We start from the raw sequence: 23,497 nt of genomic DNA, 5'->3' as shown, positions 1-23,497 counted from the left end.
GCTGATGTCCGGCAAGGAATACAGGGGTATCAGCCTGTGGATTAAGCCGCACAGCGCCCTAGATTGACCGCAATGCAACAGTGAAGAGACTTGGAGCGCATTTCCCTATTGCAATTCACCAGAATTTTAGACACGGGCGATACAAACCCGGCTTCATACGTCTACACTGCATATCTATTTGTCACTTGGCCAATGAGGAAAAGCCCGACATGACTTTTTACCGGACAACCCGGCTGATGCTGTCCAGCGCCGCCATTCTTTCGCTCGCAAGCTCGGCCTTCGCTCTCGATGGCAACGATCTGCTGAAGAAGATGAACGCTGCCTACGCTATCCAGGGCGTCAGTCTTGCAGCTGACAGCGTCGATGTCGACGACACGACGGTGACGCTCAAGGGCGCTTCGTTCAAGCCGCTGTCCGGCGGCCAGGGCGTTCCCCTCGGCAAGGTGACGATGAGCGATGTCACGGAAGAAAGTGACGGCGGCTACGCTATCGACAAAGTGACGTTTCCGGATATTTCGGTGACCAACGAGGGCGTGACCTACACCGCAAGCGACATGTTCCTGGGTGGAGTAACAGTGCCGGGCGACGCCAATGCCGAAGGCATCGACGGAATGCTGCTCTATTCCAAAGCCCATACGGGTCCGCTGGCGGTCACCAAGGAAGGCAAGGAAGTCTTGTCGGTTAAGGACATGGATTTCGCGCTGACGCCGACCCATGACGATTCCGGTTTCGAATTTACGGGCAACGTCAACGCCATCAAGGCGGACCTGTCAGACGTCAAGGACCCGGCATCGCAGGACACCATCAACAAACTTGCCCTGCAGCACGTTTCCGGCGCCCTGACGATGAAGGGCAGCTGGGATATCAAGCCCGGCACCGTCACAGTGGAAGATCTCGGCCTCGACCTCGACAATATCGGCCGCCTCGACCTGTCGCTGGCGATCTCCGGCTACACGATGGAATTCATGAAATCGCTGCAGGAGGCCGCAAAGGCTGCGCAGGCAAACCCTGACAAGCAGGCAGCCCAGCAGGCCACCGGCCTTGCCATGATGGGGCTGATGCAGCAGCTGACGCTTGACAGCGCCGAGATCCACTTCAAGGACGCCTCCATCACCAAGCGCCTGCTGGATTATGCCGGTTCGACGCAAAACGTCTCTGGCGCCCAGATGGCCAACACGCTGAAGGGCCTGGCGCCAATCATGCTAGCGCAGTTGAACATCCCGGAACTGCAGAACTCGGTATCCGCCGCGATCAACAGCTACCTCGACAATCCGCAGAGCTTTACGCTGAATGCCTCCCCGGAGAAGCCGGTCCCCTTCCCGATGATCGTCGGCGCCGCCATGGGGGCCCCGAACACCATCCCGAAGGTCATCGGGCTGAAGGTATCAGCGAACGATTGATCGTCAGTGTCGATTGCCTGAATGCAACCCGGCGATTGTATCGCCGGGTTTTTTGTTGCAAAAAACCCGGCAGCTTTCGCCACCGGGTTCCAATTTGCAACGCTCTGAAGACCGAGATCAGTCCTTCTTCATCGGCGGGATAACGCGCAGGGACAGCTCCATGAGCTGCTTCGGTGCTGCCGACGAAGGCGCGTTCATCAGCAGGTCCTGGGCCTGCTGGTTCATCGGGAACAGCGTGATTTCGCGGAGGTTCTTCGCACCCAGCAGCAGCATCACGACGCGATCGATACCGAAGGCGCAACCGCCGTGCGGAGGGGCGCCGTACTGGAATGCACGGTACATGCCACCGAAACGTTCCTCGACATCGGTCTGGCTGAGGCCGACCAGTTCGAAGGCCTTGACCATGGCTTCCGGCGACTGGTTACGGATCGAGCCCGAGGCGATCTCGAAACCGTTGCAGACGGCGTCGTACTGGTAGGCCTTCAGCGACAGCGGATCCTGCGTCTGCAGCGCCTCGAGGCCACCCTGCGGCATCGAGAACGGGTTGTGCGCGAAGTCGATCTTCTTTTCTTCCTCGCTCCATTCGTAGAACGGGAAGTCGATGATCCAGCACAGCTCGAAGCGGTCGCGGTCGACGAGGTTCAGGTCTTCGCCAGCCTTGGTACGCGCCTCGCCTGCAAACTTGTAGAACTTGGCCGGTTCGCCGGCGACGAAGAAGCTGGCGTCGCCGGCTTCCAGGCCCAGCTGGATGCGCAACGCTTCGGTGCGCTCCTCGCCGATGTTCTTGGCAAGCGGGCCGGATCCAACGATCTTGCCGTCTTCTTCCTTCCAGAAGATGTAGCCGAGGCCCGGTTGGCCGAGCGACTGGGCCCAGACGTTCATGCGGTCGCAGAATGCGCGCGAGCCACCGGTCTTGGCCGGGATCGCCCAGACTTCAACCTTGGGGTTCGACGCGATCATGCCAGCGAAAACCTTGAAACCGGAGCCGGCGAAATGCTCGGTGACGGCCTGCATCTCGATCGGGTTGCGCAGGTCGGGCTTGTCGGAACCATACTTGCGGATAGACACATCGTAGGGAATGCGCGGCCAGTCCTTGGTGACGGGCTTGCCTTCAGCAAACTGCTCGAAGACGGATGTCATGATCGGCGCCATCGTGTCCCAGACATCTTCCTGGGTGACGAAGCTCATTTCCATGTCGAGCTGGTAGAATTCGCCCGGCAGGCGGTCGGCGCGCGGGTCTTCGTCGCGGAAGCAGGGCGCGATCTGGAAGTAGCGGTCGAAGCCGGCCACCATCAACAGCTGCTTGTACTGCTGCGGCGCCTGCGGCAGCGCGAAGAACGTGCCGGGATGGATGCGTGACGGAACCAGAAAGTCGCGCGCGCCCTCCGGCGACGAGGCCGTCAGGATTGGCGTCGTGTATTCGCCGAAGCCGGCCGACGTCATGCGGTTGCGGATGTCGGAGATGATCTGGCTGCGCTTGACGATGTTCTTGTGCAGCGTCTCGCGGCGAAGGTCGAGGAAGCGGTACTTCAGACGCACGTCTTCCGGATAATCGGGCTCGCCGAACACTGGCAGCGGCAGTTCCTTGGCGACGGACAGGATCTCGATCTCCTGTGCGTAGAGCTCGATCTCGCCTGTCGGCATCGTCTTGTTGACGGTGTCCTCGGTGCGTGCCTTGACGAGGCCATCGACGCGGATGACCCATTCGCCGCGGACCAGTTCAGCCTGTTTGAAGGCAGGTGAATCCGGATCGACAACGATCTGAGTCATTCCATAGTGGTCGCGAAGGTCGATGAACAGCAGGCCGCCGTGGTCGCGGACGCGGTGGACCCAGCCGGAGATGCGCACGGTCGACCCGACGTCGGACTTGCTGAGAGCGGCGCATGTATGGCTGCGATAGCGATGCATTTTATCATTCCTGGGCTTGGCGGACGGTGGCAGAAGCGGTCGAAATGCCGCGATCTCCCCGTCGAGAAAATCGGGCGGAAAAGCGCATGGCCTGCCTCATTTGTCAAGACTTGCCACGCCTCGTCGCGTTTGAGGTTGTCTTTATAGCCAAACCCCGCCTAGAAAGACAGCCATGTTGCCGGGCCGCTCGCGGTCATGGTTCGATTCGTTTGCAGGCCCTCCCCGATGAGCCAGATCCGACCCCTTATTCCCTTGCTCGTCACGGCCGGTATCCTGATCGGTGGCAACGGCCTGCAGGCGACGTTCATTTCGCTGCGCGCCCTGCACGAGGGGTTTTCGGCCTCGACCATCGGGCTCGTCGGCACCGGCTACAATATCGGCTTTGCCATCGGCTGCGTCTATGTCACCCGCATCATCCGCTCTATCGGCCATATCCGCGCCTTCTCTGCGCTGGCCGCAATCGCATCGGCCGCCTCGATCGCCATGGTGCTGCTGATCGTGCCATGGTTCTGGTTCAGCATGCGGCTCGTGCAGGGCCTGTGTTTTGCAGGGCTTTTTGCCGTTGTGGAAAGCTGGCTGAACGCCCGCGTGACCAACTCCAACCGGGCTCGGACGCTGTCGGTCTACCGTTTCGTCGACCTGGGCTCGGTGACGCTGGCGCAATACCTGATCCCGTCCGTCGGCATCGACGGGTTCCAGCTGTTTGCCATCATATCGATGGCGCTCAGCCTGTCGCTCGTACCGATCTCCTTTGCCGACCGCTCGAGCCCGGGCGCACCTGAGGCCATCCGCTTCGATATCAAGACGCTATGGCGGATATCGCCGCTCGCCACTGTCGGCTGTGTCGTCGTCGGGCTGACGAACTCGGTGTTCCGCTCGCTGGGTCCGGTCTATGCGCAGGGCATCGGCCTGTCGGTGACGGGGATCGCAACCTTCATGAGCGTCGGGATCTTTGCCGGCATCGTGCTGCAATATCCGCTCGGAGCCTATTCCGACAGGCTCGACCGGCGGCTCATCATCCTCGTCTCGTCCGTTGGCGCGCTGATCGGCTGCCTGTTCCTGGCGCTTGTCGCGGGCAGCAGCGAATGGCGCAATTTCGTCGGCATCTTCATGTTCGGCGCCTTCTGCATGCCGCTTTACTCGCTCTGCTCGGCCCACGCCAACGATCACGCCGCCAAGGGCCAACATGCCCTGGTCTCGGCAGGCACGCTGTTTTTCTGGTCGGTAGGCGCCATCGTCGGGCCGATGTTTGCAGCCTTCATGCTCGACAGGTTCGGCCCGCGCGTGCTGTTTATTTACATGGCCGCCGTGCTATTTTTCTTCATGCTCTACACACTGCAGCGGATGACGGTGCGCGAGGGCGTGCCGACGGAGCGGCGCAGCATGCGGTTTCGCAATCTGCTGCGGACCTCGACCTATTTCAACAAGCTCGCCACGCCGCCTTCCGAGCGCGATAAACAATAGGTGACTGCGGCAGTTTGGCCAAACAGGTGCTATTGCTGAATAGTGCGCTCAACTTTAAACAGGACCGGTTAGACCCCGTCCGGAGCATAGCATGGCCGTTTTCACCCGCCGCAATCTCATCAAGGCTTCAGCCGTAGCCGGCGTTTACGGTGTCGGCATGGGTCTGGCGGGTCGCTTCGGACGTGCCCAGGCAGCGCCGGAACCGGTTATCTTGAAATCAAACAAGATCCAGGCCAACATCACCGGCACCGAGATGACCAGGGACGTGCTGACTTATGGCGCCGATGGCATGCCGCCGGTGTTGCGCATGCGCCAGGGCGAACCCTTTGCCGCAAGACTGATCAACGGCATCGACGAGCCGACGACCATCCACTGGCACGGCATGCGTATCCCCAATGCGATGGACGGGGTGCCATTCCTGACACAGCCCTATGTCTATACCGGCGAAAAATTCGAATATGCCTTCACGCCGCCGGATGCGGGCACCTTCTGGTATCATCCCCATTGCAACACTCTGATCCAGATGGGCCACGGCATGACCGGGGTGATCGTCGTCGATAATCCGAAGGATCCGCAATTCGATGCCGAGATCGTCGTCAACCTGCGCGACTGGCGGCTTGGTGGCGACGGACAGTTCATCGCCCAGTTCAAGCCGCGCGACTCGGCACGGTCCGGAACCTACGGCACGGTACGTTCGGCCAACTGGCAGATCGAACCGCAATACGACGCGCCCGCCGGCGGCCTCGTCAGGCTGCGGCTGGCGATTACCGACGTGACGCGGATATTTTCCTTCAAGATCGCTGGCGCAGAGGCTGCAGTCATCGCCATCGACGGCAACCCGGTGCCAAAGCGCTTTCCTCTCGACGTGCTGCAACTCGGGCCGGGCCAGCGGCTGGAACTGGCCATCCGCATGCCGGACAGCGAAGGGGCGCTTGTCACGCTTGAGGATATCCATGGTACCAGCCCGAAGACGCTGGCGACGCTGAAGGCGGTCGGTAGCTCGCTCAAGCGCGACATGGGCGATCTGGCGCCGCTGGCCGCAAACCCGGTGGCCAAGGCCGATGTCGGGGCCGCGGAGCATATCCCGATCATCCTCAGCGCGACGGCGGAGGATACGTCGACCGACAGCATCTGCGGCTCGCTCGGCTACAGTTTCTGGGCCATCAACAAGGTGCCATGGCCGGGCGACACGCCGGACCCGACGGCGCCGCTGGCGGAACTGAAGCTTGGCAAGAGCTATGTGTTCGACATGGAAAACCTGACGCCGCACTCCCATCCCATACACCTTCACGGGATGAGCTTCACGGTGCTTTCCTCGACAACCGGCGCTGTCCAGCCATTCGTCTCCGACACCTATCTCATTCAGCCGAACGAAAAGGTCCAGCTTGGCTTCGTCGCAGACAATCCCGGCGACTGGCTGCTGCATTGTCACATCATCGAGCATCAAAAGACTGGCATGACCAGCTATCTGCGGGTCGTTTAGCCTTCGGGCTCGTCAGCTTATTGACATATCGAAGCGAAAGGGAAAGGAAGGTTCAAGAACTAATTTCGTATGAATGTGTCCAAATGATCGTAACTACCGCCGAATTAGAGGCGGCCTGCCAAGAGCTGGCCAAGTCAGAATTCATCACCATCGATACCGAATTTCTTCGCGAGACGACCTTCTGGCCGGTGCTTTGCCTGATACAGATGGCGAGCCCGACAACCGAGGTCATTGTCGATCCGTTGGCGCCCGGCATCGATCTTGCGCCGTTTTTCGCGCTGATGGCCGACACCTCGGTGCTGAAGGTATTCCATGCCTCGCGCCAGGACATCGAAATCATCTACAATCGCGGAAACCTGATCCCGCATCCGGTGTTCGACACGCAGATTGCTGCGATGGTCTGCGGCTTCGGCGACTCGGTCTCCTATGACCAGCTTGTCAGCCGTATCAAGAATATCCAGATCGACAAGACCTCGCGCTTTACCGACTGGACACACCGTCCGTTGACGGAAAAGCAGCTCGACTACGCGCTTGCCGACGTTACCCACCTGCGCGACGTCTATATTTTCCTGCGTGACGAACTGGAACGCGAAGGCCGCGCCTCCTGGCTTGCTGAGGAAATGGCGATCCTCGAATCGCGCGACACCTATGACCTGCATCCGGACGATGCGTGGCAGCGGCTGAAGATGCGGCTGCGCAAGCCGCAGGAACTGGCCGTGCTGAAATACGTCGCCGCCTGGCGCGAGCGCGAGGCCCGCAGCCGCAATGTGCCGCGCTCGCGGGTGCTGAAGGACGATGCGATCTACGAGATCGCCCAGCAGCAGCCGCGTGACGTGGAGGCATTCGGCCGCCTGCGCACCGTTCCGAAGGGCTGGGAACGCTCATCGGCCGGCGGCGCAGTGCTGGAGGCTATCAACGCCGCTCTGGACATGCCGAAGGCCGACATGCCGCATGTTCCGCGCCATACGCAGGCCCCGGAAGGGACCGCTGCCGCTGCCGAGTTGCTCAAGGTGCTTTTGAAGCTGATTGCGGAAAAGAACGCCGTGGCGCCTAAGGTGATCGCCAACAGCGAAGACATCGAACGGATCGCTGCAGAAGGCGACAAGGCCGACGTACCGGCCCTTTCCGGCTGGCGTCGAGACTTGTTCGGCGATACCGCGCTGAAACTCATCAAGGGCGAGGTCGCGCTGCGGTTTGTAGACAAGAAGGTGGAGACGATCGCCATCTAGCGGGAACCGTCTTCGGACCGAAAAGGCTTGACCGCAGCAGTTGGGCGGGATCAATAACGGCAGACGTCTGTCATCTGCCTGTCGGAACGAACCATGCGAACTCTGCCCACGGCGTTGAACTGGCTTGCTATCGCTGCCGTCGTTGCGTTGTCCGGTGTTTTTTACGGCGCGGCTTTCTATCCCGAATCGCACTTCTATATCGGAGCCATCTTTGCCCTGACGACCGGCATGCCTGTGCTGGTCTTTGAGCGTGGACTGGTGCTGCCCGGTCTTTACTATCGCGTCCATCGGCTGCCGACACCGGCCTATATTCCCATCGCGCTGCTGATCGACCTTGCGCTCATCAGCGTCGGCTATGCGATTTCTGGCAGCCTGCTGAAAATCATGGGCATAACCAACACGAGCTGGGCGGAGGCGACCATCCTGTCCGCCGAGGTTCTGGTCTATGCGCTGTCGGTTACCGCCCTGATGGTTTTCATCATGCGTGTCCGCGAGCTGCTGGGCCGCGATGTCTTCATAAGCTTGCTGACAGGCCGCTACCGTAATCCGGTGCCGGAGGAACGGGTCTTTCTGTTTATCGATCTGGTCGGCTCCACGGCATTTGCAGAGCAGCACGGCGACCTCAGGACGCAGCAGTATCTCGGCTCGCTGTTCGGGACATTCGCCGAACAGATCCGTCGCCATAACGGTGCCATAGACGATTACATCGGCGATGCCGCCATCGTCACGTGGCCGCTGCAACGCGGCATCAAGAACGGCTGCTGCGTCCGTTGCATTTTCGATATCTTTGCAAACATCGAGAAGAACAAGGATGTCTGGCTGAAGGTCTACGGCCAGGTCCCGCGTCTGCGCGCAGCCCTGCACGGCGGGTCGGTGATCACGGCGGAAATCGGCGTCGATCGTCACAAGATCACCTATTTCGGAGACACGGTGAACACCACTGCCCGCCTCGAGGGTCTTTCGAAGACATTGGAAAGGCATGTCCTCATCTCGTCCGACCTTGCCGACCTCATGACATTGCCCAAAGGCATCCATGCGGAATATCTCGGCAACCACGCGGTCAAGGGACGTGGCCGGGAGGTCGGGGTCGTCGCTCTGACCGACCTTGGCGACGGAATTGCGCGCCCGCCATCGCAGCTTTCGCTCAATCTCGGAAAAGCGTCCTGAAGTTGTGCTTCGCTGTCATCAAAACTTAATCCGAGCATAATCTCACAGACACGATCCCGCCGTAACTCCTCGGGCGTCAATCCCGACCGGAACTGGTGAGAATCATGACCAAAATCCTTTACGCCTCCGTGGCGCTTTCCCTATTGATGTCGTCTCAGGCTTTCGCCGAGGAAAAGGCCTTTCCGGCAACCCTGACCGCACAGGCCATTCTGCCTGCCAACACGATCATTGCAGCGCCTGCCGATGCGCCGGACTTCCTGAAGACGGCCGGTAAATTCACCACTCCCGACCGTAAGCGCGCCACCGTTCTCGGCAGCGTCCCCGGCATGGACGGCTTGGTGAAAACCGATCTCGCGCTGCCCTTCGATGGTCAGGCCGTGCAGGGTTTCTCCGGCATCAAGACCATGCCGGACGGCACCTTCTGGAGCCTCTCCGACAACGGATTTGGCTCGAAGGCGAATTCCAGCGATGCAGCGCTAATGTATCACCACCTCAAATTCGACTGGCATAGCGGCAAGGTCGAGGTTCTGAAAACAGTCTTCCTCTCCGACCCGGACAAGAAGGCGCCCTTCCCGATCGTTCTCGAAGGCGCAGAGAAGCGCTACCTCACCGGTGCCGATTTCGACGTCGAATCGATCCAGCCCGTGGCCGACGGTTTCTGGACGGGCGAGGAATTCGGTCCCTACATGCTGCATTTCGACACCGAGGGCCGACTGACCAACGTGATAGCCACCGTCGTCAACGGCAAGCCGGTCAAATCCCCCGACAATCCGACGATCTCGCTGCCGGCCAACCCCACACTCAAGCTGCCAGCCTTCAATCTCGCTCGCTCGCGTGGCTTTGAAGGGCTTGCGAAGTCGCCGGACGGCACAAAGCTTTATGCTCTGCTGGAAGGCGCGCTCTATCAGGACGACGGGTCTGTGGAGAAGGTCGACGGTCAGCCGGCACTGCGGATCATCGAACTCGACGTTGCTGCGAAAAACTGGACCGGACGTTCCTGGCTCTATCCGTTCTCGCCCGGCGGCGAATCGATCGGCGATTTCAACATGCTCGATGCCAGCACCGGGCTGGTGATCGAACGCGACAACGGTGCCGGCACCGGCGACAAGGTCTGCGCCGATCCGAAGGCGCCAAAGCCCGATTGCTTTGCCGTCGCCGCCAAGCACAAGCGCGTCTACAAGATCGAAATGACCGAAGAAAACGTCGGAAAGGCCGTGCGCAAGATCGGCTATATCGACTTGATGCACATCGCCGACCCAAACAACAAGAAGCGCCAGGGCGGCGGCGAAGGTTTCTACGACATGCCGTTCGTGACCATCGAGAATGTCGACCGCGTCGATGCGACCCATATCATCGTTGGCAACGACAACAACCTGCCGTTCTCTTCCGGCCGGACACTCGGCAAGGCTGACGACAACGAGTTCGTACTTCTCGAGGTCGGCGAGTTCCTGAACGCGAAGTAAGTTGAACCCGCCTTCTCCCCACCGGGGAGAAGATGTCCGAAGGACAGATGAGGGGACGGTCCGGAAGTGTCGTCCCCTCATCGCCTCGCATTCGCTCGGCACTTCTCCCGCAAGGGCAGAAGTTAGATGCTCGGGCTATTCGAAGCGGAACGCCAGGCGCTTGCCGGTGAGTTTGCCCAGTTGCTGCAGGCGTCCGTCGAGGCGCTCGCCGGCAAAATCGCGATATTCCGGGGGAACGACGAAGTCGAGGTCGACATCCGGATCTTTGGACCGCTGGAATGTGAGGTTCCTGACGACGCCGGGCATCGAGGCCGAGAACAGATAAACGACGCGCAGAAGGCCGCCGAGCAGCTTGGCACGCTCGATGAAGAGCGGCGTAGCGATCGTCGCCAGCGGGCCGGTGGCGCTGTCGTCGCTCAGGCCCTCGTAGCGGTAATAGCTGGTGAGGGCGAGAAAGGCACGACCGGCATGGGTAATGCCGACGAAGGAGGAGTTGGCGATGACGTTGAGCGCCTGCAGGCCGCGATAGTCGGGATGGGCACGCCAGCTGATGTCGGCCACCAGGCACGCAGCCTGGCGGTAGCGGTTTTCTTCCTCGGTCTCATTGACCCCGAAGAAAGGCATCATGCGACCCGTCCAGTCCGCAAGCTCCCGCGCGTGCTCCGGCGAACGGGCGCGCAAGATGGCGAGTTCTCCGGCAGCGGCCAGCAGAGGGTCGGCGTGGCGCTCGTGCTCGTTGAGCAGCGAATAGAGATAGCCCTCGCGCACGCCCTGCGACGAGAAGGAGACGCGCGCCGGCTTCATTGCCAGCAGGACTTCCTGCAGCGCAATGGCGCCATAGGGCAGCAGCGAGCGCCGAAACTTCGAGACGGACTGGAAGATCGGGTCCTTGCTGTCCTTGGCGACGGCCACCTGATCGAGAAAGCGCAGCATCTCGTCGAGCGGCAATTCATAGCCCTGCATCATGTGAAGCGGATAATCGCGCACCTGCATGTGCAGCTTGGCAATGTTACGCCAGGTGCCGCCGACCGCATAGAAGGTGCGTCCTTCGCCACCGCCCAGCAGTTTTGCGGTACGGACGTGCTTGCGGGCAAAGGAATGCGCCTTGGCGAGCGACCCGTCGGCATATTCCGACAGTCGCAATCCGCCGAGCGGCAGGGTGATCCCCTGGCCGAACTTGTTTCCCTTGATATCGATCAATTCCAGCGATCCGCCGCCGAGATCACCGGCAATTCCGTCCGCAGCGTGGAAACCGCTGATGATGCCATAGGCGGAGAAAAGCGCCTCTTCCTCGCCCGACAGCACGCGCACCTTGCGGCCCAGAATTGTTTCCGCCTGATGGATGAAGTTGGGACCGTTGCTGGCCTCGCGAGCAGCCGCTGTCGCCAGCACATACATTGTACGGGCGCGGGCCTGGTCTGAGAGAGCCCGAAACCGGTGCAGCGCCGCCAGCGCGCGCAGCACGCTCTGCTCGTCCATCTTGCCGGTCAGGGCAAGACCCTTGCCGAGGCCGCAGAGGACCTTTTCGTTGAACAGGATCGTCGGCGAACGCGACAGGCCTTCATAGACGACAAGCCGCACGGAGTTTGAGCCGATGTCGACGACGGAAACGGGGGCAATTCCGGGAAGGCGCCCCTGAGCTTCTGATTCCACCATGCGATTCCAGCTATGACTTCCGGCGCGACAACAGGCCGGCAATGAGTTTCGGCGCACTGGACTTCAGGGCCTCGCCGCGCCCGGACAGGCTCGGATTGGTCATGAAATACTGCTGCGCGTTGAACGGCTCTTTCCCCTTGCGCACTTCCATGCGCCTGGAGGTACCGTCGGGCAATATCTCGTAGCTCTGCTGGTTGTCAATCAGGTTGCCGAGCATGATCTGCGACAAAACCTGCTCGTGTACCGTAGGGTTAAGAAGAGGCACGAGAGTCTCGACGCGCCGGTCGAGATTTCGCTGCATCATATCGGCAGATCCGATGTAGACCAGCGCCTTGTCCGACGGCAGGCGATAGCCGTTGCCGAAGCAGAAGATGCGGCTGTGCTCGAGGAAGCGGCCGACGATAGACTTGACGCGGATATTCTCGGAAAGCCCGGCCACCTGGGGCCTGAGGCAGCAGATGCCGCGAATGACGAGGTCGATCTCGACGCCGGCGTAGCTGGCGCGATAGAGCGCATCGATGATCTCTGGATCGACCAGCGAATTCATCTTCATCCAGATCGCAGCCGGACGCCCTTCGCCTGCGTGGACGATCTCCTGCTCGATGTGCTTGAGGATACGCGAGCGCAGCGTGTAGGGCGAAACCGCGATCTCCATGCTCTCGGCAGGCTCGCCATAGCCGGTGATGAAATTGAAGATGTTCGCCATGTCGTGGGCGATCTTCGGGTTGCAGGTGAAGTAGGACAGGTCGGTGTAGATCTTGGCGGTAATCGGATGGTAGTTGCCGGTGCCGAGATGGCAGTAGCTGCGCAGCCTGCCCTCCTCGCGACGGACGACCAGCGACATCTTGGAGTGGGTCTTCAATTCGATAAAGCCGAAGACGACCTGCACGCCGGCACGCTCCAGGTCGCGCGCCCAGCGGATGTTGGCCTCTTCGTCGAAGCGGGCTTTCAATTCGACCAGCGCCGTCACCGACTTGCCCATTTCGGCAGCGTCGATGAGGGCGCGTACGATAGGGCTGTCGTTGGAGGTACGGTATAGCGTCTGCTTGATCGCCAGCACGTCCGGGTCGCGCGCCGCCTGAATCAGGAACTGGACGACGACGTCGAAGGATTCGTAAGGGTGGTGAACCACCATGTCCTTCTCGCGGATGGCGGCAAAGCAGTCGCCCGCATGCTCGCGCACGCGTTCCGGGAAGCGGGCATTGTAAGGTTGGTAGCGCAGATCTTCACGCGGAGCCTTGGTGATTTCGGACAGCGTGTTCAGCGCCAGTAGACCGGGCAGGACAGCAACGCGATTGTCCGGAACACCGAGCGCCGTGACGACGAAGTGTCGCAGCGGGGCAGGCATTTCGGAATCGGTTTCGATGCGGATGACCGAACCGCGACGGCGGCGCTTCAGCGCCGTTTCGAAAAACCGCACCAGGTCTTCGGCCTCTTCCTCGACCTCGATGTCGCTGTCACGGATAAGCCGGAATGTGCCGGATCCCTGCACCTCGTAGCCCGGATAAAGACGATGGATGAAGATGTTCACCACGTCCTCGAGCGTGATGTAGCGAATGACGCCATTGGCGTCCGGCAGACGGATAAAGCGATCAAGCGCCGGCGGCAGGCGCAGCAGCGCCGTCATGGCCTCGTGGCCGCGCATGCTGTTCAATTGCAGGGCAATGGAGAAACCGAGATTGGGGATAAACGGAAAGGGATGGGCCGGGTCGATCGACAGGGGCGTCAGAACGGGAAAGATCGACTGGTCGAATTCGTTGGCAAGCCACTGGCGGTCAGCCTCGGACAGAGCCGCTGATCGGACGATGAGGATGTCTTCCTTGGCAAGGTATTGCTGCAGGACGGCGAGCGAGGCCTGCTGCTCCATCTGCAGGTTGTCGATCTCCCTCAGGATGTCGTTCAGCTGCTCGGCAGGGGTCTTGCCGTCGGGACTGCGCACGACGATGTTCTGGCGCACCTGGCCTTCGAGGCCGGCGACGCGGACCATGAAGAATTCGTCGAGGTTGGCGGCCGAGATAGACAGGAAGCGGACGCGTTCGAGCAGCGGATGGGCGGTGTTCAGGGTTTCTTCAAGGACGCGCCGATTGAACTGCAGCCACGAAAACTCGCGGTTGATAAAGCGCTCCGGGCTGTTCATCAGATCGCTGATCGGCGGCTTCGCAACGATCTCCGGTTCGCCTTCCTCCGGAAGTTCTGCGACTGAAGACTCCATATGCACTTGCCCCTGTTTATCTGCGTTGGACATCAATTTGACGAAGAAACTGTCACAGTCAATCACATTGAATCGAAATTGCCCAATTCATTCAATACCTCAGACGCGAGTCCTCGCGTGATGCGGGTACCGCGAGACAACGCCAGGCGATCCAGCCGATCGACAATGGTCTGGGCGGCGCCAAGCGAACGCTCCATGCGGCCGACAATATACAGGACCAATTTGTCATCGATATAAAGCTGGCGGTCGGCGAACAGCTTGACGATGACCTGCGACAGCAACTCCTCATCGGGCTCGCCGATCTCGACGGTCGTTGCCGCCTTGAGACGCGAGATCAGGTCTGGAAGCGTTACCGGCCAGGAGATCGGCCACAACCGGCTTGTGATCATCAGGCTGGTGCGGTTTTCGCGGACGCTGTTGATAACATGGAAGAGTTCGGTGTCGTCGAAGCCCACTCTGTCCGCATCCTCGAAGATCACCGGTCCCGAAGCCGCTGCAGGCGCGGCATTGCCCCCCTTGACGGGGTGAATCTCGACGGCGCCGCTCTGCTCGCGCCAGATGCTTGCAAGGTGGGATTTTCCGGAGCCGACGGGACCCGCGAGGATGACCACAGGCGACGGCCAGGCGGGCCAGCTGTCGACGATGGCAACGGCTGCCTGCAGCCGTGCGGATACGCGCAGGTCGTCGCGGCCGCTGGCGGCATCGTGAACGAATGCCAGCGGCAGCTGCTCGGCGCCGCGGCGCCTCGGATCAGCCTTCCTCACATCGCTCATGGTCGCTTTATTTCTCGATGTTGCTGTCGATAACCTTGCGCGCCGGCAGGATCAGCGTGCGTCCATGGTAAAGGTCGCTCTCAAGATACCGTGAAAGGGCGAAGCGGACAAGCACGCCACAGGCCGCCGCTGCCGGCACGGCGATCAGCAGTCCGACAAAGCCGAACATGATGCTGAAGGCAAACAGCGCAAACATCAGCCAGACCGGATGCAGGCCGACGCTCGAGCCCACCAGCTTCGGCTGCAGGATATTCCCCTCGAGAAACTGGCCCGTGAAGAAGACGGCAAGCACCAGCGCGATCCAGGGATAGTCGGGCCAGAACTGTACCAGCGCGACGCCGGCGGCGAGAAACAGGCCCACCAAGGAACCGACATAGGGAATGAAGCTGATCATCCCCGCGAACATGCCGATCAGCAGGCCGAAGTTCAGGCCGACCAGCGACAGGCCGACGCCGTAGTAGACGCCGAGAATGATGCACAGCGAGCCCTGGCCACGGATGAAGCCGGCGATTGCCTGGTCGATCTCGCGGGCGATCTGGCGGACGGAACCGACATGCTCGCGGGGGATCCAGGCATCGACCTTGGCGATCATGCGATCCCAATCGAGCAGCATGTAGAAGGCAACGACGGGCGTGACGACCATCAGCGAGACGATGTTGACCAGCGCCTTGCCGGAGCTCCAGAGCTGTCCGAAAAGTCCGGCAACGAAGCTGACGCCATCCGACATGATCGTCGAGATGTTGTCCTTGATCGTGCCTGCCTGATTGCGGATCCACTGCGGCACGATCGAGTTCTGGGTGTTGGTGATGAACTGCTGGAACTGCTCCACGTAGCCGGGCAAATGCTGGAGAAAGTCGTTGAACTGGTTGACGATGATGGGGATCAGGATCGTCAGCGCCAGCGCAAAGATCAGCACGAAAACAACGAGGATGACGAGGGTCGCCATGGTTCGGCTGAGACCGCGACGCTCAAGCCAGTCGGCGACCGGATCGAGAAAATAGGCGATGGCCATGCCGGCGATGAAGGGCAGCAGGATCGAGCTGAACAGGAAAAGGAAGGCAATGAAGAAAGCCAGGATCGCGAGCCAGAAAAAGACCTGCCGCTTCAGATCGGTGACGCTCGATGGTTGTTGCTCCATGATATTCCTGATCTTTGCTGCTGGTGACGTTGAATTAGCACATAGGATAGCCGCTCAACTAGCGTCAAGATGATAAGGGGCAATGGCGCGAGCGAGCGACGGTCGGTGAAAATCGGGGGTTTGATCGCCAACGCCTTGCATAAAGAGACTTGCCATGCAATGGCGACCCGGTCAAAACCCTATTGCCAGGGCGCAAGAGCGCCGACCGGAGACCGCAGCATGAGCCAGTCGGGAAAAAACGGCCTTACTTATAGCGACGCAGGCGTCGACATAGATGCCGGCAACCTCCTCGTCGAGAAAATCAAGCCCGCGGTGCGCTCGACGCGCCGGCCCGGCGCGGATGGCGAAATCGGCGGTTTCGGCGGCCTGTTCGACCTGAAGGCCGCAGGCTTCACCGACCCCATTTTGGTGGCTGCCAATGACGGCGTCGGCACCAAGTTGAAGATCGCCATCGACGCCGATTATCACGACACCGTCGGCATCGATCTCGTCGCCATGTGCGTCAACGATCTGGTCGTTCAGGGCGCAGAGCCCTTGTTCTTCCTCGATTATTTTGCGACCGGCAAGCTCGACACCGACCAGGGAGCCGCCATCGTCGAAGGTATCGCTGCCGGCTGCCGCGAAGCAGGTTGCGCTCTGCTCGGCGGCGAGACGGCGGAAATGCCGGGCATGTATTCCGACGGTGACTACGATCTGGCGGGCTTTGCAGTCGGTGCTGCCGAGCGCCACCAATTGTTGCCGACGCGCGACATCACCGAAGGCGACGTCATTCTCGGACTTGCCTCCTCCGGCGTCCATTCGAACGGCTTCTCGCTAGTGCGCAAGATCGTCACGCTGTCCGGCCTAGCATGGGATGCGCCTGCCCCGTTTGCAGAGGGAAAGGCTCTCGGCGAGGCGCTGCTGACGCCGACCCGCATCTACGTCAAGCCGCTGCTGAAGGCGATCCGCGAGACCGGTGCGCTGAAGGCGCTGGCTCACATCACCGGCGGCGGCTTTCCGGAAAACATACCGCGCGTGCTGCCGAAGAACCTTGCCGCCGAGATCGATCTTTCCGCCGTCAGGGTGCCGCCCGTCTTCTCGTGGTTGGCCAAGACCGGCGGCGTCGAGGCGAACGAGATGCTGCGCACCTTCAACTGCGGTGTCGGCATGATCGTCGTCGTTGCCAAAGAGAATGTCGATCGCGTTACGCAAGCCCTCGAGGCTGAAGGTGAAAGCGTCATCGTTCTCGGCCGGATGATCGGTCGTGCCGAGGGCGCGGCAGGCACCGTGTACAAAGGAACCCTCGCCCTATGAGCGAAACGCGCAAACGCGCCGTCATCTTCATCTCCGGCACCGGTTCCAACATGATGTCGCTGATCAAGGCGGCACAGGCGCCTGACTATGCTGCCGAAATTGTCGGCGTCATTTCCGACCGGGCCGAGGCCGCTGGCCTTGCCAAGGCGCAAGCGGAAGGTATCCCGGCCTTCGCCATCCCGCGTGTCGACTTCAAAAGCAAGGAAGCCCATGAAGCGGCCATTCTTAAGCGGCTCGACGAGCTTCAACCGGACATCATCTGCCTTGCCGGCTACATGCGGCTGCTGACCGGTGATTTCATCAAGCGCTACAAGGGGCGGATCATCAATATCCACCCCTCCCTCCTGCCACTGTTTCCCGGCCTGAACACCCACCAGCGGGCGCTGGACGCCGGTATGAAGATCGTCGGCTGTACCGTGCATTTCGTCACCGAAGGCATGGATGAAGGCCCGGTCATCGGCCAGGGTTCAGTCGCGGTGCTGGTCGACGATAATGCCCAGACACTGGCTGCCAGGGTGCTCACCATCGAGCACCAGCTCTATCCCCTCGCACTCAGACTGATTGCCGAGGGCAAGGTGCGGATGGAAAAAGGCGTCACCGTCACCACCAACGAGGCCGGCGGAACGCTGATCCCTCCCGCGCTGAAGAAGCTGATCGGCCTGCTGGTCGATCCCGACAAGGCCTGACAGGCGGCTTTTCCCGCTTTCAGGCGACCAGCGCCGGATGCAGATGGAGCGGATGCAGCGTGCCGTCGCTGTAAACCACGCGGCCATTGCGGAATGTTGCACGGATGCGCGGCACGTCGCCGGGCTCAACGGCAATCAGATCCGCCTTCTGTCCGACCGCGATCTCTCCCCGGTCCATCAAACCCGCTGCGCGCGCCGGATTGCGGCTTGCCATTGCGACGGCTGCAGGAAGGTCGCCATCCAGCGCATCGGCAATCTTGAAGGTCGCCGACAGGAACGCGGCCGGATGATAATCGGCAGCGATGATGGTCAGCAGCCCGGCGCGGGCGGCGTCGAGCGCACTGAGGTTGCCGATCATCGACAGGCCACGCAGCGCATTCGGGGCACCCATCAGCGTCCACAGCCCGAGCCGACGGGCTTCCTCTGAAGCTTCTAGCGTCACCGGAAACTCGCTGATGGTGATGCCGAAACCGTTCATCTCGACGACTTTGGCAGCACTGTCGTCATCATGGGAGGCGAGCGAGATGCGGTGCTTCAGTGATAGATCGGTGATCTCGCGCAGCCGCTTGTCAACCTCGGGGTTGTTGCGGCGTTCCACGCGAAGGGCGACGACTTCGGCCGCTGCCTCTGCCGAAATTCCCCGCTGCGCCGACATCCGCTCCTTATAGGCTTCGACGTCGTTGTACTGTCCCTGACCCGGCGTGTGGTCGGTCAGCGATACCATGTCAATGAGATCGTCCTCGATAAGCTTTTCAAGCACCGGTGAGGCTGCAAGGTTGGTGATCTCGTAGCGGGCATGGACGCGGTGATCGACCAGCAGGCCGGCCTTCAGCCGGTGGATGCCTTCGATGATGGTACGGGTATTTTCCAACGAGCGGATATGGCCGTAGACGCTCTCGGTCGCGAATGACAGCGCGGCGTAGGCCGTGGTGATGCCGGAGGCTGCCAGTTTCTTGTCGAGTTCGTGGATGCCGAAATCGATCGGCATCATCGCATTCGGCCGCGGCGCGATCTCGCGCTCGATCATGTCGCCGTGCAGGTCGACAAATCCGGGCATCAGCAACCGCCCGCCGCCCTCGAAGGTGGCCTCCGCCACAGGTTCCGCCCTGATCTCGGCAATCGCCCCGTCGTCGATCCGGACGGCGCCGTTGTCGATCACTTCATCGGCAAGGACGAGCTTGAAATTGTTGAGCCACATGGGAACCTCCTTGGCGTATGCCGGCATGTCAAGGCGCAGCCCTTAACCGTGGTCGATGACCGTTGCATGAACGTTGGCGACCGAATGACCGGGAGCGCTCAGGCGAGACGGTCGCGGTTCAACCCGGCCCATTGCAGCATCATAATCGTCTTGCCGTCGATGATCGCGCCGGCCTCTATCATCGACAGCGCCTCCGATAGCGGCACTTCCATGACCTCGATATCCTCGTGCTCCTCGACCAGTCCACCGCCTTCCGACAGGCGATCGCCGGTGTCTATGACTGCAGCGAAGAAGTGGACGACCTCGGTTACGGCACCCGGCGCCATATAGGCTTTGAACAGGAATCTGACGTCGCGGACGCGGTATCCGGTTTCTTCCATCGCTTCTCGGCGAATGGCTGCTTCCGGCTCCTCCCCGTCGAGAAGGCCGGCCGGCGTCTCTATCATCCAGCCGGGGTCGCCGTTCAGATGGGCAGCAAGGCGGAACTGGCGAACGAGCACGACAGTCTCCTTGCGGGGATCGTAGAGCAGGATCGTCGCCGCAGGGGTGCGATGGTAAATCTCGCGCTTCAGGCGGTGGGTCGCGCCATCCGAGGCGGTGTAGTCGATGTCATAGCTGCTGAGCTCGGTCCAGCCCTTCGACAGCGTGGTCTGCGCGACGATTGCCACGCCGGCTTTCTCAAATTTCGTCATTGGGCATCCCTGCGCAGCCAGACCTTGTTGTCGTGGACGGCAGCGCCGCCATAGGGCGCGACAGGATCGGCGCCGGTCAGGACATTGATGCCCTCGCCGTCCACATGCGCGGTGTTCGGCCAAAGCCCCTCGGCGATCAGCACGCCCGGTTTGACCTCTGCGGTTATGCGGGCATGAAGGTGGATGTCGCCCCTGACATTGCCGATACGCACGAGGTCGCCATGAGCGATCGCATGGGCTTCCGCATCTCTCGGATTGATCATGACTTCCGGGCGACCTTCCTTCTCTCGCGAGGTCTTGGTCTCGGCGAAGCTGGAATTCAGAAAGTTTCGGGCCGGCGATGTCGCCAGCCGGAACGGATGCTCGGCGTCAGCGACCTCGATCACGTCGACCTGATCGGGAAAGGTCGGCAATTCCGCATGTGGACCGAGCAGGCCGATGGACTTGGGCGGACGATTCGGCGCCGGCTGATTGCTCCAGTCCGGCCGGAAGTGGAACTTGCCGTCGGGATGGGCAAAGCCGTCGATGAAATGCGCCTTGTCGAAATCCGGCTGGCGATCGAACCACTTGTGCTCGAGAAAATAGTCGTAATCCGGAAGTTGGCTGTCGGCCAGGATGCGGTCGACCATTTCACGAGCGGTGAAGCCGAAACCCGGGCGGTCGGCAACGCCGAGGCGTTTGGCCAGCTCCTCGATCACGAACAGATTGCTGCGCACCGTTTCCGGCGGCTCGACCAGTTTTGGGCCGAGCAGGATGTGGTTCTGGCCGCCGGCGCGATAGATGTCGTCGTGCTCGACGAACATCGTCGCCGGCAGTACGATATCGGCCATCGATGCCGTGTCGGTCATGAATTGCTCGTGGACGGCGACAAACAGGTCGTCGCGGGCAAAGCCGCGCTTCACCAGCCGCTGCTCGGGCGCGATGTTGACCGGATTGGTGTTCTGGATCAGCATCGCGGTCACCGGGCCGCGATGGCGAAGGGCTTCGGCATCTCCCGTCAGCGCCCGGCCGATCTGCGACTGGTCAATCATCCGGATATCCTCGTCCTTCATGGAGCGGCCCGTCAGCTCGGCGCTGCTCATCTGGAAGATATCGCTGTTGGAATGAAAGGCGCCGCCGCCCTCGTATTGCCAGGAGCCGAGCACGGTGGCGATCGAGGCTGCCGCATGCATGGCGATGGCGCCATTGCGCTGGCGGGTGAAGCCGTAGCCGAGGCGGAAATAGGACTTCTTCGTGCGGCCGACGAGCGCCCCGAAAGCCTCGATCTCCTCGACCGTCAGACCGGTGATGTCGGCGGCCCATGCCGGGGTGCGGGTCTTCAGATGTGCCTCGAGGCCCGCCGGGTCGTCGGCGTATTTCGCCATATAGGCGCGGTCGGCATAGCCGTCACGGAAGGCGATATGCATGATTGCGCAGGCAAGCGCCGCGTCGGTGCCGGGCTTGACGATCAGCGCAAGGTCGGCCTGCTTCATCGTCGGATTGTCGTAGATATCGATGACCACGATCTTTGCGCCACGTTCCTTGCGCGACTTGATCGCGTGGGTCATGACATTGACCTGGGTGACGACCGCATTGGTGCCCCAGATGACCACGCAATCGGTACGCCCCATCTCGCGCGGATCGGGACCGCGCAGCACGCCGGTCGCCATGGTAAAACCGGTCCAGGCCGGGTTGGTGCAAATCGACGAGAAGAACCCGGAATAGCGCTTTGCGTGGCGCAAGCGTTCGATCGAGTCGCGCTGCACCCAGCCCATCGTGCCGGCGTAGAAATAGGGCCAGATAGCTTCGCTACCGTCCCTGGCTTCCGCCTTGACGAAGGCGTTGGCGATTTCGTCCAGCGCGTCGTCCCACGAGATATCCCCCCAGCGCCCCTCGCCCTTGGCACCGAGACGGCGGACGGGCTTCATCAGGCGATCCGGATGGTAGAGGCGCTCGGCATAGCGGGCGACTTTGGCGCAGATGACGCCGGCCGTATAGGAGTGATCGCCGGCCCCGCGAACGCGGCCGATGCGGCCGTCCTCGGAAATCTCGATGTCGAGGGCACAAGTGGATGGACAGTCGTGCGGACAAGCCGTGTGGCCGATTCTCGCTTTTGCCGGAATGGGGGTCGCAATGTTCATCGCAACTGTATATTTCAAGGCGAGGCCGGCAAAAAGAGCAAAACCGGTGCATCGCAACATTTCATGCAGGCATCACCGAAAATGAATTATCGGCACATCTACCATGCGGGCAATTTCGCCGATGTCTTCAAGCACGCGGTCCTGGCGCGGCTTGTCCGCTACATGCAGACGAAAGACAAGGCCTTCCGGCTGCTCGACACCCACGCCGGTATCGGCGTTTACGATTTGTCGTCGGATGAGGCCCAGAAGACCGGCGAATGGCTGGATGGCATCGGCCGGGTGATGGCCGCCGACCTGCCAGCGCAGGCAGCCGAACTGCTCGAGCCCTATCTCACCGCCGTCAATGCGCTCAATCCTGACGGTGGCCTGCAATTCTATCCCGGCTCGCCGAAGCTGGCGAGCCTGCTGTTCCGGCCGCAGGACCGCCTGTCGGCGATGGAACTGCACCCGGAAGACGCCAGCCGGCTGCACCGGCTGTTCGAGGGCGACCACCAGGTGCGCGTGACGGAACTCGACGGCTGGCTATCGCTCGGCGCTCACCTGCCGCCGAAAGAAAAGCGCGGCATCGTGCTGGTCGATCCGCCATTTGAAATCGAAGGCGAATATGACCGGCTGGTCGACGGTCTGGCGCGCGCCTATCGCCGCTTTCCGGGCGGCACCTATTGCCTATGGTATCCGCTGAAGAAGGATGCGCCGATCAAGGCGTTTCACGAGGCGCTTCAGGCGCTGGAGATCCCGAAGATGCTGTGTGCCGAACTTGCCGTGCGCACCGAACGCGATTTCACCGGATTGTCCGGCTCCGGCCTGATCATCGTCAATCCGCCCTTCACGCTCAAGGACGAGTTGCACACCCTGCTGCCGGTGTTGAAGGATATCCTGGCGCAGGACCGTTTCTCCTCAAACCGGGCCTTCTGGCTGCGCGGCGAACAGCCGAGCCGCAAGCCCGATGCCAACGAAGACATCTGAGAGTTCACCTTCCCGTTTTGGAAAGACAGTCATGAAGCTTCTCTGCTCGTCTACATCGCCGTACTCGTCCAAGGTCAGGATGGCGGCACGCTATCTCGATATCAAGCTTACAGAAATCAGCGTCGACACCAATGCCGGCCCTGCAATTCTCCTCGACAACAACCCGCTCGGTAAAATTCCCACACTGATTACCGACGACGGCCTTTCCGTCTTCGACAGCCGTGGCATCAACCATTATTTCGGCCGCATGGAAGGCAAACGGCTTTATCCCGGCAGCCAGGCCAAGCGTACCAAGGCCGATGTCCTCGAGGCCCTTTGCGACGGCACATGCGACTGCCTGCTGTCGATCATCTACGAGCGACGTTTCCGCACGGAAGAAAAGGTGTTCCAGCCTTGGATCGACCGCCAGTGGGCAAAAGCCCAGCCAGCGCTTGCCTACCTCAACGAGGACACGCCGAAGATCGGTCGCAAGCTGAACGGCGGCCATTTTGCCATGGCGGCGATGCTGGGTTACCTGCAACTGCGATTCGCCGGCGAGTGGGAAGACGATCACAAGGCACTGGTCTATTGGCTGCGGGACTTCGAAAAGCGATTCCCGGCCTTTCCGGAACTGAAGCCGCAGTAGAAGGCTTTGACGCCGCCGCTCCGG

Annotated in this window: 18 protein-coding genes; 10 read left to right on the top strand and 8 right to left on the bottom strand. The window is 61.2% G+C overall.

Annotation, left to right across the window (positions count from 1 at the left end):
- Positions 1 to 209 precede the first annotated feature (209 nt).
- A complete protein-coding gene (locus J5289_RS08565; protein ID WP_209183381.1) occupies positions 210 to 1,400 on the top strand; it encodes a hypothetical protein in 1,191 nt (396 codons plus the stop codon).
- Positions 1,401 to 1,517: 117 nt separating this feature from the next.
- On the opposite strand, the gene aspS is transcribed toward J5289_RS08565, so the two are convergent.
- Positions 1,518 to 3,308: an aspartate--tRNA ligase gene (gene aspS / locus J5289_RS08560; RefSeq protein WP_209183379.1), complete on the bottom strand. Its 1,791-nt coding sequence runs from the start codon at positions 3,306 to 3,308 to the stop codon at positions 1,518 to 1,520.
- A 225-nt stretch (positions 3,309 to 3,533) separates the two neighbouring features.
- Between aspS and J5289_RS08555 the strand changes: the two genes are divergently transcribed.
- From J5289_RS08555 to J5289_RS08535, 5 genes are all read left to right on the top strand, one after another.
- Positions 3,534 to 4,772, top strand: coding sequence for an MFS transporter (locus J5289_RS08555; protein WP_142829614.1), 1,239 nt, complete (start codon positions 3,534 to 3,536; stop codon positions 4,770 to 4,772).
- 91 nt (positions 4,773 to 4,863) lie between these two features.
- Positions 4,864 to 6,255 carry a multicopper oxidase family protein gene (locus tag J5289_RS08550; RefSeq protein ID WP_142829616.1) on the top strand — a complete coding sequence of 464 codons (1,392 nt, stop codon included), beginning with the start codon at positions 4,864 to 4,866 and terminating at the stop codon, positions 6,253 to 6,255.
- 83 nt (positions 6,256 to 6,338) lie between these two features.
- Positions 6,339 to 7,484 (top strand): ribonuclease D, encoded by a 1,146-nt coding sequence (rnd, locus tag J5289_RS08545; protein WP_209187381.1) that lies wholly within the window; start codon positions 6,339 to 6,341, stop codon positions 7,482 to 7,484.
- 93 nt (positions 7,485 to 7,577) lie between these two features.
- Complete coding sequence (locus J5289_RS08540; RefSeq protein WP_209183373.1) at positions 7,578 to 8,651, top strand: adenylate/guanylate cyclase domain-containing protein; 1,074 nt, start codon at positions 7,578 to 7,580, stop codon at positions 8,649 to 8,651.
- Between the two features lie 104 nt (positions 8,652 to 8,755).
- Positions 8,756 to 10,114: an esterase-like activity of phytase family protein gene (locus J5289_RS08535; protein ID WP_209187380.1), complete on the top strand. Its 1,359-nt coding sequence runs from the start codon at positions 8,756 to 8,758 to the stop codon at positions 10,112 to 10,114.
- Positions 10,115 to 10,249: 135 nt separating this feature from the next.
- On the opposite strand, the gene ppx is transcribed toward J5289_RS08535, so the two are convergent.
- The 4 genes from ppx to J5289_RS08515 all read right to left on the bottom strand — a co-directional run bounded on the left by ppx (position 10,250) and on the right by J5289_RS08515 (position 15,893).
- A complete protein-coding gene (ppx, locus tag J5289_RS08530; RefSeq protein ID WP_209183369.1) occupies positions 10,250 to 11,770 on the bottom strand; it encodes an exopolyphosphatase in 1,521 nt (506 codons plus the stop codon).
- Positions 11,771 to 11,780: 10 nt separating this feature from the next.
- Positions 11,781 to 13,982 (bottom strand): RNA degradosome polyphosphate kinase, encoded by a 2,202-nt coding sequence (locus tag J5289_RS08525; RefSeq protein WP_142829626.1) that lies wholly within the window; start codon positions 13,980 to 13,982, stop codon positions 11,781 to 11,783.
- A gap of 62 nt (positions 13,983 to 14,044) precedes the next feature.
- Positions 14,045 to 14,755, bottom strand: a complete 711-nt coding sequence (hdaA, locus tag J5289_RS08520) for a DnaA regulatory inactivator HdaA (RefSeq protein ID WP_209183367.1) — start codon at positions 14,753 to 14,755, stop codon at positions 14,045 to 14,047.
- Between the two features lie 7 nt (positions 14,756 to 14,762).
- The gene (locus J5289_RS08515; RefSeq protein WP_111220480.1) at positions 14,763 to 15,893 is read right to left on the bottom strand and encodes an AI-2E family transporter; all 1,131 of its coding nucleotides are present in this window, start codon (positions 15,891 to 15,893) and stop codon (positions 14,763 to 14,765) included.
- A gap of 219 nt (positions 15,894 to 16,112) precedes the next feature.
- On the opposite strand from J5289_RS08515, the gene purM reads away from it, so the two are divergent.
- Both purM and purN read left to right on the top strand, forming a co-directional pair.
- Entirely contained in the window at positions 16,113 to 17,186 is a 1,074-nt protein-coding gene (gene purM, locus J5289_RS08510) for a phosphoribosylformylglycinamidine cyclo-ligase (RefSeq protein ID WP_209183365.1), read from the top strand.
- Positions 17,183 to 17,872 (top strand): phosphoribosylglycinamide formyltransferase, encoded by a 690-nt coding sequence (purN, locus tag J5289_RS08505; RefSeq protein ID WP_209183363.1) that lies wholly within the window; start codon positions 17,183 to 17,185, stop codon positions 17,870 to 17,872. Before purM ends, purN begins: the two co-directional genes overlap by 4 nt.
- A gap of 19 nt (positions 17,873 to 17,891) precedes the next feature.
- Here the strand turns inward: purN and J5289_RS08500 are convergent, their stop codons facing one another.
- The 3 genes from J5289_RS08500 to J5289_RS08490 all read right to left on the bottom strand — a co-directional run bounded on the left by J5289_RS08500 (position 17,892) and on the right by J5289_RS08490 (position 21,942).
- Positions 17,892 to 19,070, bottom strand: coding sequence for an alpha-D-ribose 1-methylphosphonate 5-triphosphate diphosphatase (locus J5289_RS08500; RefSeq protein ID WP_209206591.1), 1,179 nt, complete (start codon positions 19,068 to 19,070; stop codon positions 17,892 to 17,894).
- A 98-nt stretch (positions 19,071 to 19,168) separates the two neighbouring features.
- Positions 19,169 to 19,762, bottom strand: coding sequence for an NUDIX domain-containing protein (locus tag J5289_RS08495; RefSeq protein ID WP_209183359.1), 594 nt, complete (start codon positions 19,760 to 19,762; stop codon positions 19,169 to 19,171).
- Positions 19,759 to 21,942, bottom strand: coding sequence for a molybdopterin-dependent oxidoreductase (locus tag J5289_RS08490; RefSeq protein ID WP_209183357.1), 2,184 nt, complete (start codon positions 21,940 to 21,942; stop codon positions 19,759 to 19,761). Before J5289_RS08490 ends, J5289_RS08495 begins: the two co-directional genes overlap by 4 nt.
- Before the next feature lie 21 nt (positions 21,943 to 21,963).
- Between J5289_RS08490 and J5289_RS08485 the strand changes: the two genes are divergently transcribed.
- Together J5289_RS08485 and J5289_RS08480 are read left to right on the top strand one after the other, a co-directional pair.
- Positions 21,964 to 22,848 carry a 23S rRNA (adenine(2030)-N(6))-methyltransferase RlmJ gene (locus tag J5289_RS08485; RefSeq protein WP_209183355.1) on the top strand — a complete coding sequence of 295 codons (885 nt, stop codon included), beginning with the start codon at positions 21,964 to 21,966 and terminating at the stop codon, positions 22,846 to 22,848.
- A gap of 31 nt (positions 22,849 to 22,879) precedes the next feature.
- A complete protein-coding gene (locus J5289_RS08480; RefSeq protein ID WP_209206592.1) occupies positions 22,880 to 23,473 on the top strand; it encodes a glutathione S-transferase family protein in 594 nt (197 codons plus the stop codon).
- The last annotated feature ends 24 nt before the right edge of the window (positions 23,474 to 23,497 follow it).

Origin of the sequence: Rhizobium sp. B230/85 (genome assembly GCF_019355735.1) — a bacterium.
Classification (GTDB): domain Bacteria; phylum Pseudomonadota; class Alphaproteobacteria; order Rhizobiales; family Rhizobiaceae; genus Rhizobium; species Rhizobium rhododendri.
The sequence above is the reverse complement of the archived record's forward strand: the minus strand, read 5'-3'. Positions and strand labels throughout refer to the sequence as shown.

Bases quoted from the DNA above. Each gene is read 5' to 3' on its own strand.
- J5289_RS08565 (WP_209183381.1), top strand. From the start codon at position 210: ATGACTTTTTACCGGACAACCCGGCTGATGCTGTCCAGCGCCGCCATT.
- aspS (WP_209183379.1), bottom strand. From the start codon at position 3,308: ATGCATCGCTATCGCAGCCATACATGCGCCGCTCTCAGCAAGTCCGAC.
- J5289_RS08555 (WP_142829614.1), top strand. From the start codon at position 3,534: ATGAGCCAGATCCGACCCCTTATTCCCTTGCTCGTCACGGCCGGTATC.
- J5289_RS08550 (WP_142829616.1), top strand. From the start codon at position 4,864: ATGGCCGTTTTCACCCGCCGCAATCTCATCAAGGCTTCAGCCGTAGCC.
- rnd (WP_209187381.1), top strand. From the start codon at position 6,339: ATGATCGTAACTACCGCCGAATTAGAGGCGGCCTGCCAAGAGCTGGCC.
- J5289_RS08540 (WP_209183373.1), top strand. From the start codon at position 7,578: ATGCGAACTCTGCCCACGGCGTTGAACTGGCTTGCTATCGCTGCCGTC.
- J5289_RS08535 (WP_209187380.1), top strand. From the start codon at position 8,756: ATGACCAAAATCCTTTACGCCTCCGTGGCGCTTTCCCTATTGATGTCG.
- ppx (WP_209183369.1), bottom strand. From the start codon at position 11,770: ATGGTGGAATCAGAAGCTCAGGGGCGCCTTCCCGGAATTGCCCCCGTT.
- J5289_RS08525 (WP_142829626.1), bottom strand. From the start codon at position 13,982: ATGGAGTCTTCAGTCGCAGAACTTCCGGAGGAAGGCGAACCGGAGATC.
- hdaA (WP_209183367.1), bottom strand. From the start codon at position 14,755: ATGAGCGATGTGAGGAAGGCTGATCCGAGGCGCCGCGGCGCCGAGCAG.
- J5289_RS08515 (WP_111220480.1), bottom strand. From the start codon at position 15,893: ATGGAGCAACAACCATCGAGCGTCACCGATCTGAAGCGGCAGGTCTTT.
- purM (WP_209183365.1), top strand. From the start codon at position 16,113: ATGAGCCAGTCGGGAAAAAACGGCCTTACTTATAGCGACGCAGGCGTC.
- purN (WP_209183363.1), top strand. From the start codon at position 17,183: ATGAGCGAAACGCGCAAACGCGCCGTCATCTTCATCTCCGGCACCGGT.
- J5289_RS08500 (WP_209206591.1), bottom strand. From the start codon at position 19,070: ATGTGGCTCAACAATTTCAAGCTCGTCCTTGCCGATGAAGTGATCGAC.
- J5289_RS08495 (WP_209183359.1), bottom strand. From the start codon at position 19,762: ATGACGAAATTTGAGAAAGCCGGCGTGGCAATCGTCGCGCAGACCACG.
- J5289_RS08490 (WP_209183357.1), bottom strand. From the start codon at position 21,942: ATGTTGCGATGCACCGGTTTTGCTCTTTTTGCCGGCCTCGCCTTGAAA.
- J5289_RS08485 (WP_209183355.1), top strand. From the start codon at position 21,964: ATGAATTATCGGCACATCTACCATGCGGGCAATTTCGCCGATGTCTTC.
- J5289_RS08480 (WP_209206592.1), top strand. From the start codon at position 22,880: ATGAAGCTTCTCTGCTCGTCTACATCGCCGTACTCGTCCAAGGTCAGG.